The 21,280-nt window shown below is 48.3% G+C and carries 19 protein-coding genes; 15 read left to right on the top strand and 4 right to left on the bottom strand.

What is annotated here, in order from left to right:
• Positions 1-7 precede the first annotated feature (7 nt).
• The 11 genes from BLV62_RS08225 to BLV62_RS08175 are packed head-to-tail and all read left to right on the top strand — an operon-like array spanning position 8 to position 13,771.
• Positions 8-1,153 carry a glycosyltransferase family 4 protein gene (locus BLV62_RS08225; RefSeq protein WP_089760516.1) on the top strand — a complete coding sequence of 382 codons (1,146 nt, stop codon included), beginning with the start codon at positions 8-10 and terminating at the stop codon, positions 1,151-1,153.
• A gap of 7 nt (positions 1,154-1,160) precedes the next feature.
• Positions 1,161-2,531, top strand: a complete 1,371-nt coding sequence (locus BLV62_RS08220; protein ID WP_089760514.1) for a hypothetical protein — start codon at positions 1,161-1,163, stop codon at positions 2,529-2,531.
• 10 nt (positions 2,532-2,541) lie between these two features.
• Positions 2,542-4,557, top strand: a complete 2,016-nt coding sequence (locus tag BLV62_RS08215; protein WP_139170022.1) for a hypothetical protein — start codon at positions 2,542-2,544, stop codon at positions 4,555-4,557.
• A gap of 6 nt (positions 4,558-4,563) precedes the next feature.
• Positions 4,564-5,529: a glycosyltransferase gene (locus tag BLV62_RS08210; protein WP_089760509.1), complete on the top strand. Its 966-nt coding sequence runs from the start codon at positions 4,564-4,566 to the stop codon at positions 5,527-5,529.
• A 59-nt stretch (positions 5,530-5,588) separates the two neighbouring features.
• Positions 5,589-6,710 carry a non-hydrolyzing UDP-N-acetylglucosamine 2-epimerase gene (gene wecB / locus BLV62_RS08205; RefSeq protein WP_089760507.1) on the top strand — a complete coding sequence of 374 codons (1,122 nt, stop codon included), beginning with the start codon at positions 5,589-5,591 and terminating at the stop codon, positions 6,708-6,710.
• The gene (locus tag BLV62_RS08200; RefSeq protein WP_089760504.1) at positions 6,703-8,589 is read left to right on the top strand and encodes an alginate lyase family protein; all 1,887 of its coding nucleotides are present in this window, start codon (positions 6,703-6,705) and stop codon (positions 8,587-8,589) included. The genes wecB and BLV62_RS08200 overlap by 8 nt, the downstream gene beginning before the upstream one ends.
• A gap of 2 nt (positions 8,590-8,591) precedes the next feature.
• Positions 8,592-9,869, top strand: a complete 1,278-nt coding sequence (locus tag BLV62_RS08195) for a glycosyltransferase family 4 protein (RefSeq protein ID WP_089760502.1) — start codon at positions 8,592-8,594, stop codon at positions 9,867-9,869.
• Complete coding sequence (locus tag BLV62_RS08190; RefSeq protein WP_089760500.1) at positions 9,844-10,458, top strand: sugar transferase; 615 nt, start codon at positions 9,844-9,846, stop codon at positions 10,456-10,458. The genes BLV62_RS08195 and BLV62_RS08190 overlap by 26 nt, the downstream gene beginning before the upstream one ends.
• Positions 10,451-11,044 carry an acetyltransferase gene (locus BLV62_RS08185; RefSeq protein WP_089760498.1) on the top strand — a complete coding sequence of 198 codons (594 nt, stop codon included), beginning with the start codon at positions 10,451-10,453 and terminating at the stop codon, positions 11,042-11,044. The genes BLV62_RS08190 and BLV62_RS08185 overlap by 8 nt, the downstream gene beginning before the upstream one ends.
• An 18-nt stretch (positions 11,045-11,062) precedes the next feature.
• On the top strand, positions 11,063-12,193 hold the full coding sequence (locus tag BLV62_RS08180) for a DegT/DnrJ/EryC1/StrS family aminotransferase (RefSeq protein WP_089760496.1): 1,131 nt from the start codon (positions 11,063-11,065) through the stop codon (positions 12,191-12,193).
• A gap of 39 nt (positions 12,194-12,232) precedes the next feature.
• On the top strand, positions 12,233-13,771 hold the full coding sequence (locus BLV62_RS08175) for a T9SS type B sorting domain-containing protein (RefSeq protein ID WP_089760493.1): 1,539 nt from the start codon (positions 12,233-12,235) through the stop codon (positions 13,769-13,771).
• Here BLV62_RS08175 and BLV62_RS08170 read toward each other — a convergent pair.
• Both BLV62_RS08170 and BLV62_RS08165 read right to left on the bottom strand, forming a co-directional pair.
• On the bottom strand, positions 13,757-14,506 hold the full coding sequence (locus BLV62_RS08170) for a tyrosine-protein phosphatase (protein ID WP_089760491.1): 750 nt from the start codon (positions 14,504-14,506) through the stop codon (positions 13,757-13,759). The genes BLV62_RS08175 and BLV62_RS08170 overlap by 15 nt on opposite strands.
• Positions 14,507-14,561: 55 nt before the next feature.
• Positions 14,562-15,038, bottom strand: a complete 477-nt coding sequence (locus tag BLV62_RS08165) for a GAF domain-containing protein (protein WP_089760854.1) — start codon at positions 15,036-15,038, stop codon at positions 14,562-14,564.
• A 138-nt stretch (positions 15,039-15,176) separates the two neighbouring features.
• Here BLV62_RS08165 and idi point away from each other — a divergent pair, with 138 nt between their 5' ends.
• Both idi and BLV62_RS08155 read left to right on the top strand, forming a co-directional pair.
• The gene (gene idi, locus BLV62_RS08160) at positions 15,177-15,716 is read left to right on the top strand and encodes an isopentenyl-diphosphate Delta-isomerase (protein ID WP_089760489.1); all 540 of its coding nucleotides are present in this window, start codon (positions 15,177-15,179) and stop codon (positions 15,714-15,716) included.
• A gap of 172 nt (positions 15,717-15,888) precedes the next feature.
• Positions 15,889-16,878, top strand: coding sequence for a terpene synthase family protein (locus tag BLV62_RS08155; RefSeq protein WP_089760487.1), 990 nt, complete (start codon positions 15,889-15,891; stop codon positions 16,876-16,878).
• Here BLV62_RS08155 and BLV62_RS08150 read toward each other — a convergent pair.
• Complete coding sequence (locus tag BLV62_RS08150; protein ID WP_089760485.1) at positions 16,846-17,877, bottom strand: hypothetical protein; 1,032 nt, start codon at positions 17,875-17,877, stop codon at positions 16,846-16,848. The genes BLV62_RS08155 and BLV62_RS08150 overlap by 33 nt on opposite strands.
• Positions 17,878-17,896: 19 nt before the next feature.
• On the bottom strand, positions 17,897-18,601 hold the full coding sequence (locus BLV62_RS08145; RefSeq protein WP_168927769.1) for a TMEM175 family protein: 705 nt from the start codon (positions 18,599-18,601) through the stop codon (positions 17,897-17,899).
• A 140-nt stretch (positions 18,602-18,741) separates the two neighbouring features.
• Between BLV62_RS08145 and BLV62_RS08140 the strand changes: the two genes are divergently transcribed.
• Entirely contained in the window at positions 18,742-20,091 is a 1,350-nt protein-coding gene (locus BLV62_RS08140) for a TolC family protein (RefSeq protein ID WP_089760481.1), read from the top strand.
• Positions 20,092-20,127: 36 nt separating this feature from the next.
• Entirely contained in the window at positions 20,128-21,276 is a 1,149-nt protein-coding gene (locus BLV62_RS08135) for an efflux RND transporter periplasmic adaptor subunit (protein WP_089760479.1), read from the top strand.
• Positions 21,277-21,280: the final 4 nt, after the last annotated feature.

Genomic DNA, 21,280 nt, shown 5'->3' with positions numbered 1-21,280 from the left:
ATTGGAGATGAAAGACATTTTAATCATATCTTACGAATTTCCGCCCATTATCGGAGGCGCGGGCGTGTATGCGCACGACCTGGCCATTGGCTTAGTGAAGAATGGGCACCAGGTAAGTTTGCTGACCTACAGAACCCCTGCCAATGCTAAGTTCCTGGCCGAATTTTCAGCAACTTACAATATTACCTGTCATACCATCCCGGGTACCCCGGTCATACATTTTTACCAGTTGTATCTCCGGCTTGTTAACCTGCTTAAACAGCAACAATTTGATTTGATAATCTTTAGCGACGCCCGTGCCAAGAAGATGGGAGCATTGTTCTCGTCTTCCCTGCAGCGGATTGCAGACCGCTCTGTTGCGGTATTGCATGGAGGCGAGCAAAACAGCTTCTTTAATCAACCTTCCAGGTTGCTGAAACTATCGGGTATTGCCGGCAAAATGATGCGGTTTTTGTCGCAGCAACAACGCATAGTGGTAGTTAGCAGGTCGGAATACGACTTGTGGGAGAATAGCCCCCTGAAGGAGAAACTGCAGTTGATACGCCATGGTATCGACACCGAGATATTCTATAAAAGACTGCCTGCCGAAATATCGGCTATCAAAGCAAAACTACGGATTGATCCGGGCAAGAAGATCATTCTTTCCGCTTCCCGTTTGGTGAAACAAAAGGGCCAGGAACTGCTGATCGCCTGCATGCCGGATATCCTGTTACAGAGCCCTGATACGCTCTGCATCATTGCCGGCGACGGCAACTACCTGCCTGCATTGAAAGAGCAGGTGAAAGTATTGGGCTTGGAAAAGAAAGTACTGTTTACAGGAGGGATTCCCCGGACCATACTGTCAGAATATTTTGCCATCTGCGATGTATTCGTTTTGCCAAGCCAGTTCCAGGAATCGTTTGGCCTGGTATACCTGGAGGCGGCTGCATGCGGCAAAACCGCTGTTGCAGGCAACAGGGGAGGCACCAGCGAAGCGGTGGCAGACAAGCAAACAGGTTATCTCATTGACCCGTTCTCAAGAGCGGCGCTGACAGACAGGATCGTTACCCTGCTGAACGATGATAAACTGAGAGACAAATTATCGGCTGCGGCTTATGAACGGGCGCTCGGATCATTTTCAAATACGGCGATGGCAGCCAGAATTGTAAGTTAATGTGCAAATGAGACAAAGAAACGGCTATATTAATTTGTTGTACCTGCTGAATTTTATATTCGCTTGTATCGCCGGCCTCGTGTCGGTGAGCGTAGCCACTTTCATTTTCAACGTGCTGCTGCTGGCTATCGGAACAGTAGGAACCACGCTGATGTTTAAAGAAACAGAGCGCCGGCAGACGGGGCTGAAACTCTTCCTGGTGTTCTTCCTGGTATATGGCATATTCATGATGGTCACTAATGCCATTTATGTGCAGGACCCGTTCCGCGACACTTTCTATGCAAAAGACTCTATCACCTTCTTTACCTATATAGACCGGGCCGCCAGTATGCGCAGTATAGAAGAGATCACGAAATTTTACAGTACCGATTTCTTCTCGTCCGACTGGAAAGGTTTTGCCTGGCTGTCTAGCATCATCGGCTATGCGGCCAAAGCCATCGATAATAACAATATTATCCTGCAGAAACTACAGATAGTATTCTGCACTTCGTTTACCCTGGTAATTCTTTTCAGCATGTTATCTTCCTACATCAGGAAAGATTACAGCGAGAAGCTCACAGTCGTTTATGCCTGTTTTTCCTACAATTTCTTTTTCTCTGCTATTTACCTGCGGGATGTGCATATAGGCCTGCTGTTTGGTTTGTATTTCCTGCTGATCCTTAACCGTAAAGGATTTGCAGGAATCCTGCTGGCGCTGATGCTTACGGTGATGATCTATTTTGTAAGACCGGAGCACGGCTATTTCTCGGCAGCGCTCCTGTTGCTGTATGTTTACCTGTTGGTAACAGATGCCAAATACCCGACACTGAATAAACTGAAAATTCCCATCCTTGTGTTGCTCGGTTTATGTGCGCTTACGCAGGTGGTGGTATTGCAGGAGGGCCTCAATACGATCCAGTCGACCAGCGAAAACTACCTGGACTCTTCCATGTCTAACGCGGGGCTGGGATCTTTCGGAAATATGTTGTTAAAGCTGCCGTTTGGCGTACGACATGTAGCGGTAGGGCTTTTCTCGCAAACCCTTCCTTTCCCGTTCTACGCGGTATTGGAAGATCAGCCTTTCTTTTTCCCATGGTCGATAGCTGCGTTGTTCTGGTTTGTAATATGGGGTGTGATCATTTACAGCCTGGTATTCAAACCTCAAAACCCGCTTTTCCAGGTAAAGGAATGGAGGTTCCTTTTCCTGGTTGCCGTACTGCTGATACTGGGCGCCAGTTCCAATGCCGATACCAGGAGGATCATGGCGGTATATCCCGTCGTATATGTCATTTTCGCGGGCGCGTTTTTATCCAGGTCGCTGGGCGAACGGAAACGATTGGTAATAGGGTGTTTGCTGGGCTATTCGGTTCTGATACTTACTTATTCTCTCATAAAATAAAATGCAGGAGATGATGAGGATATTTCAAATACAGGTCTTTTTACTGTTGCTGGTGGCATCGGCTATCGGGCAACAGCCCATGAAAGGACTGCGTGCAGATGTGGCTCCGGCTCCGAATTACAGCCTTACCAAAAGCATGAGCAATGTTGCTTCGCTGACAGATGGCAAGTACACTACCGGGACTATGTATTGGAAAGATGCCGGAACATTGGGATGGCAGAATGTAAATAAGATCACTATTAATATTACCCTGCCGGCGTTGACGAATATTGATTTCATTAAACTGAACACAGTTACCGGGCAGAAAGCCCAGGTGAACCTGCCGCTCAGCATCATGGTATTTGGCAGCAAAGACCAGCAGTCGTGGCAGCAGTTAGGCGATATGATGGACAACAACAAAGTTGAAGATGCTTACTATAATATCATCTCCCTGACTCAACAGGTCGACAGGTCTTTACGCTACCTTAAACTGGTAGTAGTGCCAAATGGGGCTTACTTCTTCACCGACGAAATATCCGTTTTTGCGAAAAGTAATAGTGCCCGGGCATTACAGCCGGATATGTCGACAGACGCTATTGATACGGTTGTGAAAAGCCGCAGAACGGCAATGATCGACCGGCGTTTTGCTGCCGCCCCGAAAGGCGCTGCCATAGCAGGAGGCGGAAGCCTGACATTGAGTCCTTTGATCACGGCGTTTTCAAATCCTGATCAAAGCGGGCAACAGGCAACGGTTACTACAATGGTAGGACTAACAACTTATGCTACTTTCAATATCAGTAACCCAACAGGCAAAGCGCAGCAAATACCCGTAACCCTTACGGACGGTGGAATTGGAAGTACCGCTGTGTATTGGGCTAAACCGGTAAGAAGCCGCGATTTCAAAACAGTTCCTGACGCGCTGATGCCAATAGACAACGGGCAGTCGTTACAATTGAAACCGGGAGAATCGGCGGTCCTGGTAGTGAAGATCAAACCTTCAAAAAGCGGCAACCAGCAATTAAAGCTGAAGGCAGGTTCCATGGAACAAACCGTCTCCTTATCTGTAAATCCTTCGTCTTTCAGCGCCTATTCTAAATATGCACCGGATGTAAACGTATGGGCTTATTTTAACGATCCATTGCTGAAAGACCGGCCAGCCGCTGCGCAGAAAGACCTGCTGGCGCATGGTGCTACTACCTTTGTTTTCCATCCAGGCATCCTCGCTCCTGAAAAACCGCTTAACCAAAACAGCAGGTTAACAGACATGCTGCCAATGGTAAAAGGCTTCAAACAGGTATTGCTCTTCCTTAATATTCCTGCAAGAAAAGATGACTATTGGACTCCCGGCAACAGGCAGCGGTTCATCGCCTGGTATAAATCGCTGGTTGGGGCATTAGGGCAGCAGGGTATTGCTTCTTCCAACATTTACCTCTACCCGGTTGATGAAGTGAAACCTGCACAGGGAGCGTTGTATGCAGATTTTGTGAAGTGGGTGAAATCCGGCGTTCCGGATGCCCGTTTCTTTGCAACCATTTCCGATATCAAATCATTGTCGCTGGTACAGCCGCTTACAGATATCGTACAGGTTTATAACAATAACCAGCTCATTGCCGCAGCAAAATCCAACCAACGCCCGGGTCAGCAGATCTGGTTGTACGATACAAAGAAACCTACCAAATCACTACCACCGTACAGCTATTACCGCCTGATGGGCTGGAAGGCTTTTGCCTCCGGCCTTACTGGATTTGGTTTCTGGCAATATGCAGACGCGGGGCACGACAAAGGCGCTACCTCGCTGTGGGATGATTTCGATGGGCAATCGGCCGATTATAACGTGGTGTACGACAACGGCCCCGCCGTTATCAGCAGCCGCCGCTGGGAGGCATTTAAGGCGGGGGTAGATGATTATATACTGTTGCAGGCGTATGCAAAGAAATTCGGGAACGGCGCGGCTTTGAAGATCTGCAACGAAGTGCTGAGCAACGCGGGTAACCCGTATACAGGAGAACAGGCAAGAAAAAATATTATATCAGCATTAGAAAAATAAAAGAAGATGCAGCGTCCGGGAATTTTGATATTGGCAACCATACCTCCTCCGATCGGCGGGGTGACTATTCATATCCAGCGGTTATTACAATTCCTTGATAATAACGGTTACGGGTATACGTTCGTTGACGTTCGCAGAACGCCGAAGAAGGAGATACTCGCGCAGATCAATAAACACCGCTTTATCCACTTCCATATATACCATCCGGCTGTGAGGTTCCTGCTGGTTCTCTTAGGTACAATTTTTGGTAAAAAGATGCTCTTTACATTTCATGGAAATGTAGGTCGCCACACCTGGGCGCTGAACTTGTTAGACCAGTTCTCTTTCAGGTTATCTTACCTGCCTGTTGTACTGAACAGGAAAAGCCTGGAACAAGGGTTGAGATGGAACAGCCGCACTCAGTTGATCAGCGCTTTTATACCGCCGCAGGTAACAGAAACGTTGACAACTGATGTGCAAGCGGCTATAACCGGGTTGCGGCAACGATACGACAGGATCTATGCCACCAATGCATCTACCGTATCGTTTGATAAAGAAGGACGGGAAACCTACCAGATCTCATTACTGGTGAAGATATTCAATGAAGTACAGGCCGGATTGCTGATCGTTGATCCAACAGGCAGGTATGCCAGCTACCTGGAACAGCAGGGTTGCAGGATGAATGAGAATATACTGCTGATTAGCGGGCCGCAGTCGTTTTTCGAGATATTGAAACTCTCCGATGTCTTGCTGCGGATCACGACAACCGACGGAGATGCGTTATCTGTTAAAGAGGCGTTGTTCCTGAACAAACAGGTAATTGCCACTGATGTGGTAGACAGGCCGGTAGGAACACAGCTGGTGCCGTTGAATGAAGCGGCCATCAGGTCGGCTATCAGCAAGCTGGAAGAGCGGCAGGTGATTGCTGATGTAGCTGAACAATCGCACGGCGGAGTAGCCATGTTAGGAATTTACAGGAAGATAGTAGCATAGAAGAAAAACCACATTGCAACTGTAGGGTTGCAATGCAAACATATTAAAACCATATCGAAATGAAGTTAACCATCATCGCGGGGGCGCGTCCGAATTTTATGAAGATCGCGCCCATTATCGCGGCTATTGAAGAAAAAAAACGCGAAGGATATCGTATCAGCTATCGCCTGGTGCATACAGGACAGCATTACGATAAGAACATGAGCGATTCATTTTTCGAACAGCTGGGCATTCCCGCTCCCCACGCTAACCTCTCTGCCGGCGGCGGTTCCCAGGCCGAACAAACAGCCAGTATCATGGTGAGGTTTGAACAGGAGTTGATAGAAAATCCATGTGATATGATCCTGGTAGTAGGTGATGTAACCTCAACAATGGCCTGCGCTATTGTCGCCAAAAAACTGAAGATCAAAGTTGCGCATGTGGAAGCCGGCATCAGGTCGGGCGATATTACCATGCCGGAGGAGATCAACCGCCTGGTCACCGATTCGATCACCGACTATTTCTTTACCACTTCCGTGATCGCTAATACCAACCTGCAGAAGGAAGGGAAAACCAACGAGCAGATCATCTTCGTGGGCAATACCATGATCGATACATTGCTTCAGCAGCGCGCCAGGTTTATTGCGCCTCCTATCTGGGAAGCCGCTAAACTTCAGCCGAAGGAGTACATTGTAATGACCCTTCACCGCCCTGCCAACGTGGATGAAGAAGCCAACCTTGCTTTGCTGATAGGAGAGATCATGAGAAACACCAGGGACCTGCCTGTTATCTTCCCGGTGCATCCGCGTACTGCTAAAAACCTGGAAAAAATTGCGGTAGACCATCCACGCCTTTTCCTCGTTCCGCCATTAAGTTACCTCGAGTTCAATTACCTGGTGGAAAGAGCTAAAGCTGTTGTTACCGATTCGGGTGGTATTACAGAAGAAACTACCGTAATGGGTGTTCCCTGCATGACTTTGAGGGATACTACCGAACGGCCTGAAACCTGCATTACAGGAACCAACGAACTGCTGGGTACCGATCCTGCAGCGCTGGCCCCGGCAATGGATAAACTCTTCAGCGGCCAATGGAAAAAAGGCGCTATCCCCGCATTATGGGATGGGAATACTGCTAAAAGGATCACTCAAAAATTAATTGAATTATTCGCTGTTAAGCAAGAACCAGTTGTGGTGTATGAGTAGTTTGAATACGATAATAAATGGACTGAAGGTAATGAAGAACATGGGATGGAGATATGTGGCATTCCGTACTGTTCATGAGCTGAACCGGAGAACGGGGAGACTGAAAAAACGTTTCCCCGAAGATCCGCCGTTTCAGCGTTATTTGTCGTTAGACGAATGGAAACAACAACCGGCTTTATTCTTTTTCCAGAGCCGGGAAGCCCTGAAAATAAAACGCAATCCCAGCCCGGAACTGAAGCAACGGATTGAACTCCTGCAAAAAGGATTACTGCCCCTGTTCAATGGGGTAATAAAACCCGTGGAAGGATGGTTCAAGAACCCCGACTCAGGATATACCTACGATGCAACCCTGCATTGGACAATGGTGAACGATTTCTCTGCTGAAGCGGGCGACATCAAGTTCGTGTGGGAAAAGGCACGATTCGCCTACCTGTACGATATCATCAGGTATGATTATCATTTTGAGCAGGATAACGCCAGCTGGGTATTTGAAGATATCCTGTCGTGGATCCGCAGCAATAAAGTAAATACCGGTCCGCACTACAAATGCAGCCAGGAGATCAGTTTACGGGTACTGAACTGGACGTTCGCCCTGTACTTCTACCGCAATTCTCCTGCGCTGACCACCGAAGTGTTCGACCAAATACAGTATGCTATTTACTGGCAACTGCACCATGTTTATCATAATATCAATTTTTCAAGGATCGCCGTACGGAATAACCATGCGATCACCGAAACGCTGGCTTTGTACCTGGGAGGGTTGCTCTATCCTTCGCTGCCCGGCGCTGCCACCTGGAAAGAACATGGCAAGCGTTGGTTCGAAGAAGAAGTGGCTTACCAGATCTACGACGACGGCAGTTTCCTCCAGTTCTCCATGAACTACCACCGCGTGGTGATCCAGTTGCTGACCTGGGCCATACAGTTAGCCTCCCTGAACGGAGAAACTTTTGCGCCGGTAGTAAAAAACAAGGCGGAGAAGTCGCTGCGTTTCCTGCGTGTATGCATGAACGATGCCACCGGTTGGTTGCCTAATTACGGGGCTAACGATGGCGCATTGTTCTTTAAACTGAATGATAACCCCTACAGGGATTACAGGCCGCAGCTGCATGCCCTTGCAAAGCTTCTGCAGTTAGATCCTTCATTTCACGGAACCTACGAAGATGCTGACTGGTACGGGATTCCGGACCAGGGAAATATCGGGGAGCTGCTGGAGAAAGATAAGCATATGTACTCTTTCCCGGATGGAGGATATTTTGTTTGCAGGGAAAATGATACGCTTACTTTCCTCAGATGCGGCAGCCATAAAGACAGACCTTCGCAGGCAGATAACCTGCACCTCGACATCTGGGTGAAGAACGAAAATATATTGATGGATGCGGGTTCGTATAAATACAATACAGACGAAAACACGCTCCGCTATTTTATGGGCACCGCTTCGCATAATACGGTGATGCTCGACGATTATGACCAGATGCAGAAAGGCCCCAGGTTTATCTGGTACAACTGGTCGCAGTGCTCGCGTGCCCGGCTATACGAGACAACGGATGAGTATATATGGGAAGGAGCTATTACAGCGTTCCAGCAGCTGGGTGCAGATATCGTACATATCAGGCAGGTCAGGAAAAAGAAGAATGAGCTGAACTGGATTGTAAAAGACCATATCCAGCATAAACCATCACATACTTTAATGCGCCAGTTATGGCATACCACGCAGCCCGGAAGGCTGATCCTGAAGGCGGAAGACAGCAGCGGCGCTATTTTGCAGCCCCTGTGCAAGCCCGGTATGCATGCATCGCTCTACGGTATTAAAGAAGAGAACAGCACAACTATATTCAATTCGGAAGTAGATACCATTATCACGGAAATCACAATTAACTGACTATGAAAATTCTATTGATACACCAGTATTTTTTGGAAGAGGACGACCCGGGCGGTTCCAGGTGGAACGAGATCACCAAGCAATGGACCAGCCAGGGCGCCGAAGTAACGGTACTGGGTGGGATGATGCATTACAACGGGTCTGAGAAGCGGCCTGAATACAAAGGGAAATATTATGTGAAAAAGAAACAGGGGCTGGTAGATGTCTGGCGCTGCCATGTTTCTGAATCCTATAACAAGAATTTCCTGGGCAGGCTATGGGGATATTTTTCCTTCATGTTCTCTGCATTATGGGCCGGCCTTTTTAAAACGAAAGGAAAATTTGATGTGGTGGTAGTTACTTCCCCGCCTTTGTTTGTTGGTATTGCAGGTTATTTGCTGTCGCGCATCAAAGGAGTGCCTTTTGTTTTTGAAGTAAGGGACCTTTGGCCTGAATCAGCTATCGATACAGGCGTATTGAAGAATAAATTGGTCATTAAACTGGCGTATTGGGTAGAGGATTTTATCTACCGCAAAGCGGCGCTCATCAATGTGCTGACTCCTGCGTTCTATAATACATTGAGAGATAAAAAGTCTGTGCCGGTAGAGAAATTGATCTTCGTACCAAATGCGGCCGACTTCTCTCTTTCCGATCACCTCCTGGAAACCTTTGATAGGGAAGCGTTCAGGAAAGAGCGCGGACTGGATGGCCGTTTTGTGATCACTTATGTTGGCGCGCATGGCGTGGCCAATCACCTGGAGCAGATACTGGAAGCAGGAAAAGTGTTGGAAGATACCCCTGTATTGTTTCAACTGATAGGGCAGGGAATGGAGAAAGCCCGCTTGCAGTCGCTCGCCGCTTCCATGAATGTAAAGAATGTCCGCTTCCTGGATGCAGTACCGAAACAGGAGGTCTTCAAGTATATACTTGCTTCTGAAATGGGCGCATCTGTATTGAAACGGGTAGATACTTTCAAGACAGTTTATTCCAACAAAACATTCGATTATATGGCATGCAAAAAGCCTATACTCATGGCTATTGACGGGGTATCCAGGGAGCTGGTGGAAACCGCGGAAGCCGGTTGTTATGTGGAACCTGAAAATACGGAGGCCTATAATACCATCATCAGGGCGTATCTGAACGATCCTGGAAGGATTATCCGGGAAGGAGAGAGTGGTTTCAATTATGCAAAAAAACATTTCGACAGGCAGGTGTTGGCTGACCGGTATCTGGAAGAGATACAGAAAAAGATAACTGGTAAAATTCTCTCAACCCATGAATTGGTACAGGAATCTAATTAAACCATTCATCGACCGTTTGGTGGCATTGGTAGCCTTGTTGCTATTGCTGCCGGTTTTCCTGTTGCTTACGCTGCTGTTGGGTATTGCAAACGGAGGAACGCCGTTCTTCACGCAGCCAAGACCTGGCAGGAACGGGAAGGTGTTCAGGGTGATCAAGTTTAAGACCATGAACGACAGGCGAGGCCCGGATGGCCAGTTGCTGCCCGACAAAGACAGGTTAACCGCCATCGGGAAGATTGTTAGAAAAACCTCCCTGGATGAGATCCCCCAGCTGATCAATGTATTAAAGGGAGATATGAGCCTGGTTGGCCCAAGGCCTTTGCTGGTTGAATACCTTCCCCTGTACAACAATGTACAGCGCAGAAGGCATGAGGTACGACCCGGTATCACCGGGTGGGCGCAGGTGAATGGGCGTAACGCTATTTCCTGGGAGCAGAAGTTTAATTACGATGTTTATTATGTCGATAACCTGAGCCCGGCTCTGGATGCCAAGATCCTCGCGAAAACAATTTTAAAGGTGGTGAAGCCGGAAGGCATTAATGCGGAAGGCAGCGCTACCATGGAACGATTTACAGGAAGCAATGAGTAATGCTGTTTACATATTCGGAGCCAGCGGGCATGCGAAGGTGATCATAGAAATACTGAAATCACACCAGCGCACGATCGCCGGCATTTTTGATGATAATCCCAATGTGAAAAACCTTTGGGAGTACCCGGTTACGCAACTCGCTTCGGCGAAAGCGGATGACTGCTTCATTGTGGCAATTGGCAACAACAGGATCAGGGAAAAAGTAGTAGCGCGTTTAGGCGCTGCGTTTAGTACTGCCTTCCATCCTTCTTCCAATATTTCGCCTACTGCGCAATTGGGAATTGGAACAGTGGTGATGGCTGGAGCCAGTATCAATGCGGATGCGAGGATAGGGGCACATTGTATTATCAATACAAATGCTTCCGTAGATCATGACTGCGTAGTGGAAGACTTTGTACATATTTCTCCTAACGCGGCGCTCTGCGGCAACGTAAAAGTGGGCAGAGGCGCGCATGTTGGCGCAGGCGCGGTGATACTGCCGGGAATAACAATAGGCGAATGGGCGGTTGTAGGAGCAGGGGCGGTTGTAACCAAACCGGTACCTGCTGAAACAGTTGTAGCAGGTAATCCTGCAAGAATTAAATAATTTTTAAAAGAAGAAAAGATGAACAAAAAAATATGGTTATCATCTCCTCACATGGAAGGATCAGAACTGGAGCTGGTAAAGGATGCATTTGAATCTAACTGGATTGCGCCGCTGGGGCCTCATGTAGATGGGTTTGAACAGGAGCTGGCCAATTACACCGGCACCAGGCATGCAGCGGCGTTGTCTGCCGGTACGGCGGCTTTACACCTGGCGCTTATACTCTCCGGCGTACAGCCCGGCGATGAAGTGATCTGCCAGAGCTTTACCTTTTCCGCTTCCGCAAATCCTATTGTTTATGTCGGAGCAACGCCTGTGTTTATAGACAGTGAAAGAGATACCTGGAATATGGATCCTACATTGCTGGAAACAGCGATCAAAGAACGCCTGGCGAAAGGGAAGAAAATAGGCGCCATTATTCCGGTGCACCTCTACGGCATGCCGGCAAAGATGGAGGAGATCATGGCGATAGCAAAAAAATATGAGATCCCTGTAATAGAAGATGCTGCTGAAGCGTTAGGGTCTAAGTTGCATGGCAAGGCATGCGGCAGTTTTGGAAACTTTGGTGTGCTTAGCTTTAACGGGAACAAAATAATCACTACCAGCGGAGGCGGCGCTTTATTGGGGAATGACGGGGAGTTGATCAGCAAGGCCCGTTTTCTTGCTTCCCAGGCCAGGGACGCTGCGCCGCATTACCAGCATAGCCAGATCGGCTACAATTACAGGATGAGTAACATTGTTGCTGCAATTGGCCGTGGGCAGATGACGGTAATAGATGCAAGAGTGGCTGAAAGAAGAAAGAACTTTGAATATTACTATAAAGAGTTGAGCGGGCTGCCGGGTATCAGTTTCCAGGAAGCGCCGGAAGGTTACTTCAGCAACCGGTGGCTGACAACCATCCTGGTTGATCCTGCGGAAGCGGGAGGCCTTACCAGGGAAACGATACGACTGGCCCTCGAGAAAGAGAATATAGAATCCAGGCCATTATGGAAACCAATGCATTTGCAACCGGTATTTGCCAACCACCCGGCGTATGTGAACGGAGTTGGAGAAGAACTATTCGATAAAGGACTTTGTTTGCCAAGCGGCTCCAATTTGTCGGAGGCGGACCTGGCAAAAGTTGTTTCTGTGATCAAATCCAATACTGCATGAAGCATTGCCAACAGGCAATGCTTTTTTAAACAGATATCCATGAAACTTTTGCGCTATCCTATATTTATCTGCTGCTTACTATGCACCTGTTTTTCCCTGTGCGCGCAAGATATTATACTGAAAAACCCTTCCCTGGAAGGCGAGCGAGGGGCAGGTAAAGTGCCACCCCAGTGGCTGGGCCGCAATACGCCTGACGTGCAGCCCGGCGCATTAAATATCACTCAGCAACCTACGGACGGGGAATCTTATATTGGTTTGCATAGCGGACCTACCTACCTGGAATCTGTAAGCCAGGAAGTGAACCTGCAGGCAGGCAAGTCTTACCAGCTGTCGGCCGACCTGGCCTATGCACCTAATTACGCTTATAAAGCCTGTTATGGCCTGCTCAATGTTTATGGCGCCAACTCGCCCCGCGATACGCTGGAAAGGCTTTGGAGTTCAGTCCCCATGTATCATACCAGCTGGAGGCGATATACTTTCAATGTCATTCCCAAAAAACAATACAAATACATCGTTTTCATGGCAGGAGTAGACCTGCCCTGCGATCAGAGCCCCTACGGTTCCGCGGTGCTGATGGATAATCTTTCTGCCTCGCTGAGGGAAACGCCCCAGCTGAGCGCGGATGTGCATAAGACCTGTGAAAACGAAAAACAGGGATCTATCAAACTAAAGATAGCCGGCGTCAGTGTGCCCTGCACTGTTAGCTGGAGCCCCATCAACAGCAACGCTACAGAGCTGAAAAACCTGGCTGCAGGTACTTACACTGCAACTGTACAGCATCCGAACGGCGTTACCGCCGTGCTGAATGTAACCGTGGAAGACTGGAAACTGAGAAGCAATGTTACTGTAACCCCCTCCGCATGTTACGGGGAAAATAATAATAGTATCAGGTTAGAAACAACAGGCGGCACCGGGCCTTACAGGTATTACCTCAACCATTCGCAGCATGCCAGCTACAGCAATGTTTTCGAAAAACTCACACCGGGTGATTACAATGTGCTGGTGATGGATGAAGAGGGATGCCGCGAATCCATATCGACGATCGCTGTGCGGGAACCTGATAAACTGGCTTTCGACCAGGTATGGCGCCGGGATATCAGTTGCACAACGGTGATGGACGGACGAATAACGGTGATCCCCAGGGGAGGTACCCTTCCTTACAGTTATAACCTGAACAATGGCGCCTGGCAAAGCGACAGCGTATTCAGCAAGTTGAATGAAGGCGAATATTTCTATAAAGTGAAAGATGCCAATGGTTGCCAGATCGACAGTATTGCTACCATCATCCGCAACATCCGGGAATGTGCGGTATTTGTGCCAACTGCTTTTTCGCCGAATAACGACGGGCAGAATGATTACTTCAGGGCAAAAGTGCATGATGATGTAACAGATTACAGGCTGGATGTATACAGCCGATGGGGGCAGCGGGTATTTGCAACTACAGACCCTTACGGGTATTGGGATGGGAAAGTGAATGGACAATTGCAGTCGCCGGGTACCTATGTATGGGTGCTTACATATACCGACAGCAAGCAACAGGGCCGTAAACAAACGGGAACGGTGCTACTGATCCAGTAAACCTGCGTTCTGGAAAGGATAGGAATCGAGTATTTTTCTCAGCCTTTTATTCTGGGCGATCGCCTCAATGGCCTGCATATGTTTTTCATGATGCAGGTCGGTGCCAACCAGGTCGGCCAGTTGTTCTTCCAATAACAGGTGAGCTGTTTTTTCTATACTTCTACCGTAATAACCGGTAAGCGAAAGCAGGTTGACCTGCAACAGGCAGCCGAGTTCTTTCAATTGATAATATTGCCTGGTATTTTCGTGGTAGTACCGGTACCTTTCAGGGTGGGCCAGCACAGGCTGATAGCCGGCAGCCTGTATATCAAACAGCCACTGGTGCAGTTGCGGAGGTGCAGAAATGAAAGATATCTCTACCAATACTTTATTGCCTGCAATGGTCAGGAGCGGCGCCTGGAGCAATGGTACAAACTGTTCATCGAGGTAGTATTCTGCGGCAAACTGCACGGGAATGGAATTTTTCTTTTCCCTGAGCGCCTGCACCACTGCTGCATACGGGCCGGCAAGCGTATCCCTGGAATTAGGATACCTATCCATCATCGCATGCGGAGTGGTAATAACATTCCGGATACCCATTTCCTGTAACCTCTCGATAAAGCGGATAGAAGTTTCCACATCCTGCACCCCGTCATCTACCGCCGGCAGGAGGTGAGAATGAATGTCGGTATGCATGAACGACAGAACAGAAGACAGTGCATCTGGTTTTGCAGAGCGCTTGCTGAAAAGGAACATAGCTTAAAATTACTGATGAATTGATGTCCTAATCACACATATACAGTGCCATAAATCAATTCCCCGGCAACAAGGCTACAATTTCTTCCAGGTATTTTTTATCTGTTTCATCAAAAGTTGCAAGGTCTGAACTATCTACATCCAATACTCCCCATACTTCGCCATCCTTCATCAGCGGAACAACGATCTCGGACCTCGACAAGCTGCTGCAGGCAATGTGCCCGGGGAATTGCTCCACGTCCGGTACGATCAGGGTTGCAGCCTGCGCCCAGCTGGTGCCGCAAACGCCTTTCCCTTTACGGATACGGGTACACGCTACCGGTCCCTGGAAGGGGCCCAGTACCAGTTCGTCGCCCTTTACCAGGTAGAAGCCTACCCAGAACCATCCGAACTGCTCTTTCAGTGCAGCGGCCATATTCGCAAGGTTGGCTACCAGGTCCGGTTCTCCTGTAAGCAATCCTTTTATTTGTGGTAGTAAAGAAGTGTATTGTTCTGTTTTGTCGCCCTTGACAATATGTAAGTCTTCCGCCATATATCTGCCTGTGATTAAAATGCAAAAATAAGTCTTAAATTTCTCATTTACAGGCATGGCACTTTACGGCTTGCAGATGCAGAGCCGTACTTCAAAAATCATTGATACATAAACACATAAATTCGTAAATTCGCTGCTATGAACTCACCGGAAATAATATTAGTGAATGAACATGACGAGGAGATAGGCACGATGGAGAAGATGGAAGCTCATCGCAAAGGATTGCTGCACCGCGCATTTTCAGTTTTTATCCGCAATGATGCCGGTGAAATATTGCTGCAGCAACGGGCGCTTGATAAATATCATTCTCCCGGTTTATGGACAAATGCCTGCTGCAGTCATCCTTTTCCCGGTGAATCTGTAGCCGCCGCCGCGCATCGCCGATTACACGAAGAACTGGGATTTGATTGCGCGTTAACTGAATTATTTTCTTTTACTTACCGGACAGAATTTGACAATGGCCTTACCGAACATGAGTTCGATCATGTGCTGCTGGGCACTTATAACGGGAATATACAACCCAACCCCGCCGAGGTTGCCGATTACCGGTACCTCTCCGTATCCCGCATCATGGAAGAAATAGAGAACGATCCTTCTTCCTTTACCTCCTGGTTTCATCATGCCTGGCCGCTTTTACTGCAACATATAGACGTTAACGTTGGAACTGCCAAAGTATAACAGTCCTGCGCTTTACTTTTAGCAACTGATGTTGAATCACCGTTAACCGGATACTTTGCACCTTTTATGCTAACGGCATAGAGAATGATCTTTTGTGCAGGTTTGCGCCCCAACTGTCGGAAACGACCTGACCATGTATTGCCCAAAAGTTAACCAATAAACCCTCAAAACTATGACCAACATTCAAATGCCAGCAATCCGCTATCCCTTTCCGTCACGTATTAATCAACATGCTGAAGCTGCACAGCAGCACATTACCGCATGGGTGCAGGAAATGGGTTTATTGAACACAGAAAAAGCCTGGCAGCGTTTTCACAAAGCAAAATTTGCCTACCTGGCAGCCAGGGCATTCCCCGATGCGGCCCTGCATGAACTCTGCCTGATAGCAGATTTCAACACCTGGCTTTTCATCCTCGACGACAAATGTGATGAAGCTGCAGAAGGCCGGAAGTCGGATTACCTCCGTAGCATCATGGCCGGGTTAACAGACATCCTGCAAACCAATGCGTATTGCAGGCCCGGCGACGGACAGCCTTTATCGGCTGCTCTCAGCAGCATCTGGGAACGTATGCGCGCATTAAGCACTCCCGGCTGGCGTTTGCGTTTCATCCAGACGGTGAAAGACTATTTTACCGCCTGCATCTGGGAAGCCGAAAACAGGGAGCGGGACGTAATTCCATCAGTGGAAGATTACACCCGCATGCGCCCTTATACCGGCGCTTTACTGGCCGATATCGAAGCTGTCGAGATCATCGAAAAGATCAGTTTACCCAGGGCAATTGCCGAACAGGCCCTGTTGCAACGAATGATCCAGGCCTGCAATAACCTGGTTTGCTGGACGAACGACATCTTCTCCTGCATCAAAGAAAGCAGGCAGGGAGATGTACATAATCTGGTACTGGTGCTGCAGCATCACAGGCAATGCTCTTTGCAGGAAGCCATCAACGAAGCCTGGGGAATGTTGAAGGAAGAAACTGCAATTTTTGTGGCTTTGGAGAAATTATTACCGCTCACAGGACTGGAGTCGGACTATGAGTTGATCAGGTTCGTAGCGGTGTTACATGCCTGGATCACCGGGAATGCAGACTGGAGTATCAAAGATACCGGCAGGTACCAGTTGCCGGCGGTATCAGCTCCGCTTGCGCATTCTTCTTTCCACTAGTTTGCCCGTCCACCATCCAAGCAATGCCAGCACTCCGAAGAATAGTCCTTTATTGGTAAAGTCCCAGAGGTATTCAAAATACCTGGTGTAAAGGTCCAGCAGCAGGAAGAGCATGCCGAGGTCGCGCAGGAACTCGTCTTTCAGCCTGGAACCCAATAGCAGTACCGCTATGCATTGGATAGTATACCATACCACCCATTGCAATAAGTGAACCTGCCGGAGTTGCTGCCATTCTTCCCAGGTGCCGCAGTTGCCAAAAATGGAGATCAGCCAGCCGGAAACGAGGAATAACAGCCAGCCCCCGTTCCAGGTCATGTCGGCGATGGGCTGATATACCCGCTGCCGGCGCAGGACCCAGCCCAGCAAAATGATCAGCGCCGCCAGCAACACCATGCGGCAGGGCAGGTTCATGCCAAGGAACAAATGCTCATCGTGGGAGATCCAGGTGCTTAACTTCACATAGGAAGGGATCAGCGACAGTAATGTGGCCAGCCATAAGAGCCTGGATCTGAACACGATCCCCGTTATGCCATAGCAAAATGTTGCCAGCAACCAGAAAAGACCATAGTTTTTATCGAAATAGCCCACACTTTTACCGGCGTATACAACGAAAACGCCTATACTCAATACCGGCAATAACCAGAATAGCTCCCGGTTGAAGGAATAAAAAGACTGTTGTTTATTCCTTTTCCAACCCTGGTAACAAAGAAATGCGCTGAGTAACAGGAACAACCCTGCTATCACCCCATCGGTTAACGACAGCTTGCGTTTTAAGATCTCTATCCATTTCTCGTCCAGGATCAATGCGCCAAAAGACATCAGGGCGCAGGATACCGCCCCTATAAAAATATAAAGGGATAATGATTGCCAGTCGGCGCTCACTACCTTGATAGACTGTTTTAATGATCTGCCCTGTTCCTCACTGATCAAGGACTCCTGTTGCCAGGACCTGATGGCATTTTCAATTAATTCTGCATCTCTTTTGTTCAGTTCCAACATAGGCGTTTCGTTTATAGAGCTACTGGGAAGAACTCATCTTATGAACAAGTCTCAGGGTATTTCTTTTTTTGATCTTTAGCCGGAAGTGGTTGAAAACAGCCAGTAAAGGAATGGCGAAGTAGCTGGCCCGCTGGTAGGCGGCATTTTCAGGATACCAGAAATAAATCAGCACAATACAGGTAAACCCGGTTGCCATTGTCAGGAAACCATATTTACACCGCTGGTATAACAATTCTTTTTCGGTTTGATGGCCGGGAGCCGCCAGGTCGGGGTTCCGCTGGAAAACATAGTAACTGATCCAGAAAAGGGCGGCCAGGCAACCCGCTAGGTTGCACAGGTAAATAAAGAACGGCAGCATGAAATGAGCGTTGGTTTTCAACAGGGCGCTGGTCGAAAAAGGGAAGCACACGATAAAGAACAGGAAGAAAAGATTCCTGTGAATTAACCCGTTATCATAGTGTTGAAGAAAACGACATAAGTTCAGGTGCCTTATCCAGAAATTCCCTATAAAAACAAAGCTGGCTGTGAAAACAAAGAATTCCATTGCTGTGGGTTTCAATAATTCCCAATAGTCCTGGGATGAATACCTGGCGGGGAAAGCGGGTAGTTTGATTTCGATGATCAATAAAGTTATGGCGATGGCAAATACAGCATCGCTGAATAGGATCAGTCGCTCCAGTTCAAACTCGCGGTGCGATGCCTTGGGCTCCTTAATAACAGACATAGACATTAGTTAACATGAACTTTCCTGAAATATACGAAAATCCGGTCTTGTGAACAGAATGAATAAGCTAACCCATACAACCTTTTTAATGCTTATTTGTTAGGTCTTTATCGATCACCATATTCTTTCAAATAATAAGTATGCATCGTCGTATTTTTCTATTTCCCTTCCTTCTTTTACTGTCGGGAACAGTGGTCTACGGGCAGGCAGATACGCTGACACCGGGAAACTATGCCTTCAACCTGGCCAACTGCATACAATATGGATTGCAACATCAGAACGATGTGGTGAATGCCCGGCTGGATGTCAGGTATTCGCAGGAACAGATAAAGGAAGCTACCGCCAGGTTATTTCCCCATGGTGAGATCAACGCCAACTTCGTGGACAACCTGAAACTGGCCACCCAGCTGATACCCGATTTCACGGGGCCTGATCCTAATGTCAAGATCCCCGTTCAGTTTGGTACCCGGTTCGCTTCTTCCGCTACCGGCCAGATCAACCAAACCATCTTTAACAGCGATTATTTTATCGGGCTAAAAGCTTCCAGGGTGTATAAAGATCTCGCCCAGCGGAACTATAAACGTACCGAGATCGATACCCGGGTAGCCATTACCAAGGCTTACTACTCCGTACTCGCCAACCAGGAAAACATCCGTTTATCCAGGTCTAATATGGAGCAGTTGGCCAAAACCCTGAAAGATACCAAAGCAAGGTATGACGTGGGGGTAGCTGAAAGGATAGATGTAGACAGGATCCAGGTTTCCTATAACAACGTGGTCACCGATATTGAAAATAATATCCGGCTGCTCGTGTATTCAACACAGTTACTGAAGTTCCAGATGGGCATGCCCCAGGAAGCCAGGCTGGAATTAACGGAAACAGTCCAGGATTTCTCCGTTAACAGTAATTATATAGAAGATACGGTCAATTACCGGGTGGAAGACAGGATCGAATACGGGATTCAAAATACCCAGATCGCCCTGAACGAATTGAACCTCCGGAGCAAAAAAATGCAGTACCTCCCGTCTTTAAGCGGGTATATCAACTATGGCTGGAACTATTTCGCCGGTTCATTCGGCGACCTTTATAAACACGGCTATGGCGCATCTGCATTAGGGTTATCCCTTTCCTGGCCCATTTTTACAGGCACGGAAAGGATACACCAGATCCGGGAGCTGCAAATTACCCTCGACCAGTCGAGGAACAACCTGGCCTACCTGAGCCAGCAGATCAAGGTGGAAGTGGCCAATGCCAATACCCAATACCTGAACAACAAAGCGCTATATAATACCCAGAAAGAGAATATGGAGCTAACCCAGGGCATTTACGAACGGATCGTACTGAAGTTTGAACAGGGAGTTGCTACCAGCCTCGATGTGACATCGGCTGAAAGTGAACTGAAAAATGCACAGGTGCAGTATGTAACCGCGTTACTCAACACCCTGATCAGTAAAACCGACCTGGATAAGGCCATGGGTAAAATCAGATAAGTATCAGCATTCATAAATACGCAATTAATCTCTTATATGTATCTATTCAATTATAAGCGGACCCTTTACATAGCTGGAATGGTACTTTGTGTAGCCTGCGGAAACAGTAAGAAACAGCAACAGCAGGCAGCCATGATGGCTATGATGAAGCCAACTGTAACTACGTACACCGTACAGCCCTCTTCCTATACGGTTGATGAGAAGTTCCCTGCTACCCTGGTAGCCCATGATATTGTTCAACTGCGTTCAGACGTTACCGGGTACCTGGAAAGGATCCGGGTTGCCGATGGAAGCACCGTTGGAAAAGGACAGCCCCTTTATGATATTGATATGAGCCGTTACCAGGCGGCATACGGCCAGGTAGCTGCAACCCAGCAACAGGCCGAAGCCGACCTCGCCCAGAAACAGCGCGACTACGAACGATATAAAACCCTGCTGGAACGCGATGCTATTTCCAAACAGACGGTAGACCAGGCATATACCGCCGTATTGACCGCCAAGGCCAATGTGGCCGCGGCCAAAGCCTCCGTTGCCCGGGCCGGCACTGACGTCAGCCACGCAATAGTGAAAGCGCCCGTTGCCGGCAAGATCGGTATCGTACAGATCAAAGTAGGAGATATCGTGAACGCAGGCCAAACAGTGATCAACACCCTCGTGAACGAACATCCCATGTACGCCGATATGGATGTACCCCAGGCCAGGCTCCCCGAATTCACCAGGATGCAGAAAGGGCAGGGCGATGGACAAAAGTTCTTTATTCAATTCGGCGATGGTACCCGCTACAGCGAACCTGGCCGGATAGAAACGCTCAACAATATCGTAGATCCGGCTACCGGAACGATGAAAGTCCGCCTGGTATTCCAGAACAAGGACGGGATGCTGAAATCCGGGATGAGCATTGTAATAGTGATGGAATATGCCACACCGGCCACCCAACTGGCCATTCCAAATAAGGCCATTGTCCAGAACCTCTCTGAAACCAGCGTATGGGTGCTGTCTAAAGATAATGTCGCCTCATCCAAACATATCGTACCCGGACCAGTTTCCGACACGATGCTTATCGTGAAAGAAGGCTTGCAGGCGGGCGACCGGATAGTGGTGGATGGTATACAAAAAGTAAAACCAGGAGATACTGTGAATGTGGCGGGAGCAGGACCTGCGCCGGCGCCCGGAGGAGGTAAATAATCCT

The organism is Chitinophaga terrae (ex Kim and Jung 2007) (assembly GCF_900107795.1).
GTDB classification, from domain to species: Bacteria; Bacteroidota; Bacteroidia; order Chitinophagales; family Chitinophagaceae; genus Chitinophaga; species Chitinophaga terrae.
Note: the sequence above shows the minus strand (reverse complement) of the source record. Positions and strands in the feature narration are given on the sequence as shown.

What these genes read in the sequence shown, in the direction of transcription:
- BLV62_RS08140 (WP_089760481.1), top strand. Translation starts at nt 18,742, where the DNA reads ATGCATCGTCGTATTTTTCTATTTCCCTTCCTTCTTTTACTGTCGGGA.
- BLV62_RS08170 (WP_089760491.1), bottom strand. Translation starts at nt 14,506, where the DNA reads ATGTTCCTTTTCAGCAAGCGCTCTGCAAAACCAGATGCACTGTCTTCT.
- BLV62_RS08165 (WP_089760854.1), bottom strand. Translation starts at nt 15,038, where the DNA reads ATGGCGGAAGACTTACATATTGTCAAGGGCGACAAAACAGAACAATAC.
- BLV62_RS08175 (WP_089760493.1), top strand. Translation starts at nt 12,233, where the DNA reads ATGAAACTTTTGCGCTATCCTATATTTATCTGCTGCTTACTATGCACC.
- BLV62_RS08215 (WP_139170022.1), top strand. Translation starts at nt 2,542, where the DNA reads ATGATGAGGATATTTCAAATACAGGTCTTTTTACTGTTGCTGGTGGCA.
- BLV62_RS08190 (WP_089760500.1), top strand. Translation starts at nt 9,844, where the DNA reads ATGAATTGGTACAGGAATCTAATTAAACCATTCATCGACCGTTTGGTG.
- BLV62_RS08200 (WP_089760504.1), top strand. Translation starts at nt 6,703, where the DNA reads ATGAGTAGTTTGAATACGATAATAAATGGACTGAAGGTAATGAAGAAC.
- BLV62_RS08155 (WP_089760487.1), top strand. Translation starts at nt 15,889, where the DNA reads ATGACCAACATTCAAATGCCAGCAATCCGCTATCCCTTTCCGTCACGT.
- idi (WP_089760489.1), top strand. Translation starts at nt 15,177, where the DNA reads ATGAACTCACCGGAAATAATATTAGTGAATGAACATGACGAGGAGATA.
- BLV62_RS08185 (WP_089760498.1), top strand. Translation starts at nt 10,451, where the DNA reads ATGAGTAATGCTGTTTACATATTCGGAGCCAGCGGGCATGCGAAGGTG.
- BLV62_RS08210 (WP_089760509.1), top strand. Translation starts at nt 4,564, where the DNA reads ATGCAGCGTCCGGGAATTTTGATATTGGCAACCATACCTCCTCCGATC.
- BLV62_RS08220 (WP_089760514.1), top strand. Translation starts at nt 1,161, where the DNA reads ATGAGACAAAGAAACGGCTATATTAATTTGTTGTACCTGCTGAATTTT.
- BLV62_RS08195 (WP_089760502.1), top strand. Translation starts at nt 8,592, where the DNA reads ATGAAAATTCTATTGATACACCAGTATTTTTTGGAAGAGGACGACCCG.
- wecB (WP_089760507.1), top strand. Translation starts at nt 5,589, where the DNA reads ATGAAGTTAACCATCATCGCGGGGGCGCGTCCGAATTTTATGAAGATC.
- BLV62_RS08150 (WP_089760485.1), bottom strand. Translation starts at nt 17,877, where the DNA reads ATGTTGGAACTGAACAAAAGAGATGCAGAATTAATTGAAAATGCCATC.
- BLV62_RS08225 (WP_089760516.1), top strand. Translation starts at nt 8, where the DNA reads ATGAAAGACATTTTAATCATATCTTACGAATTTCCGCCCATTATCGGA.
- BLV62_RS08135 (WP_089760479.1), top strand. Translation starts at nt 20,128, where the DNA reads ATGTATCTATTCAATTATAAGCGGACCCTTTACATAGCTGGAATGGTA.
- BLV62_RS08180 (WP_089760496.1), top strand. Translation starts at nt 11,063, where the DNA reads ATGAACAAAAAAATATGGTTATCATCTCCTCACATGGAAGGATCAGAA.
- BLV62_RS08145 (WP_168927769.1), bottom strand. Translation starts at nt 18,601, where the DNA reads ATGTCTGTTATTAAGGAGCCCAAGGCATCGCACCGCGAGTTTGAACTG.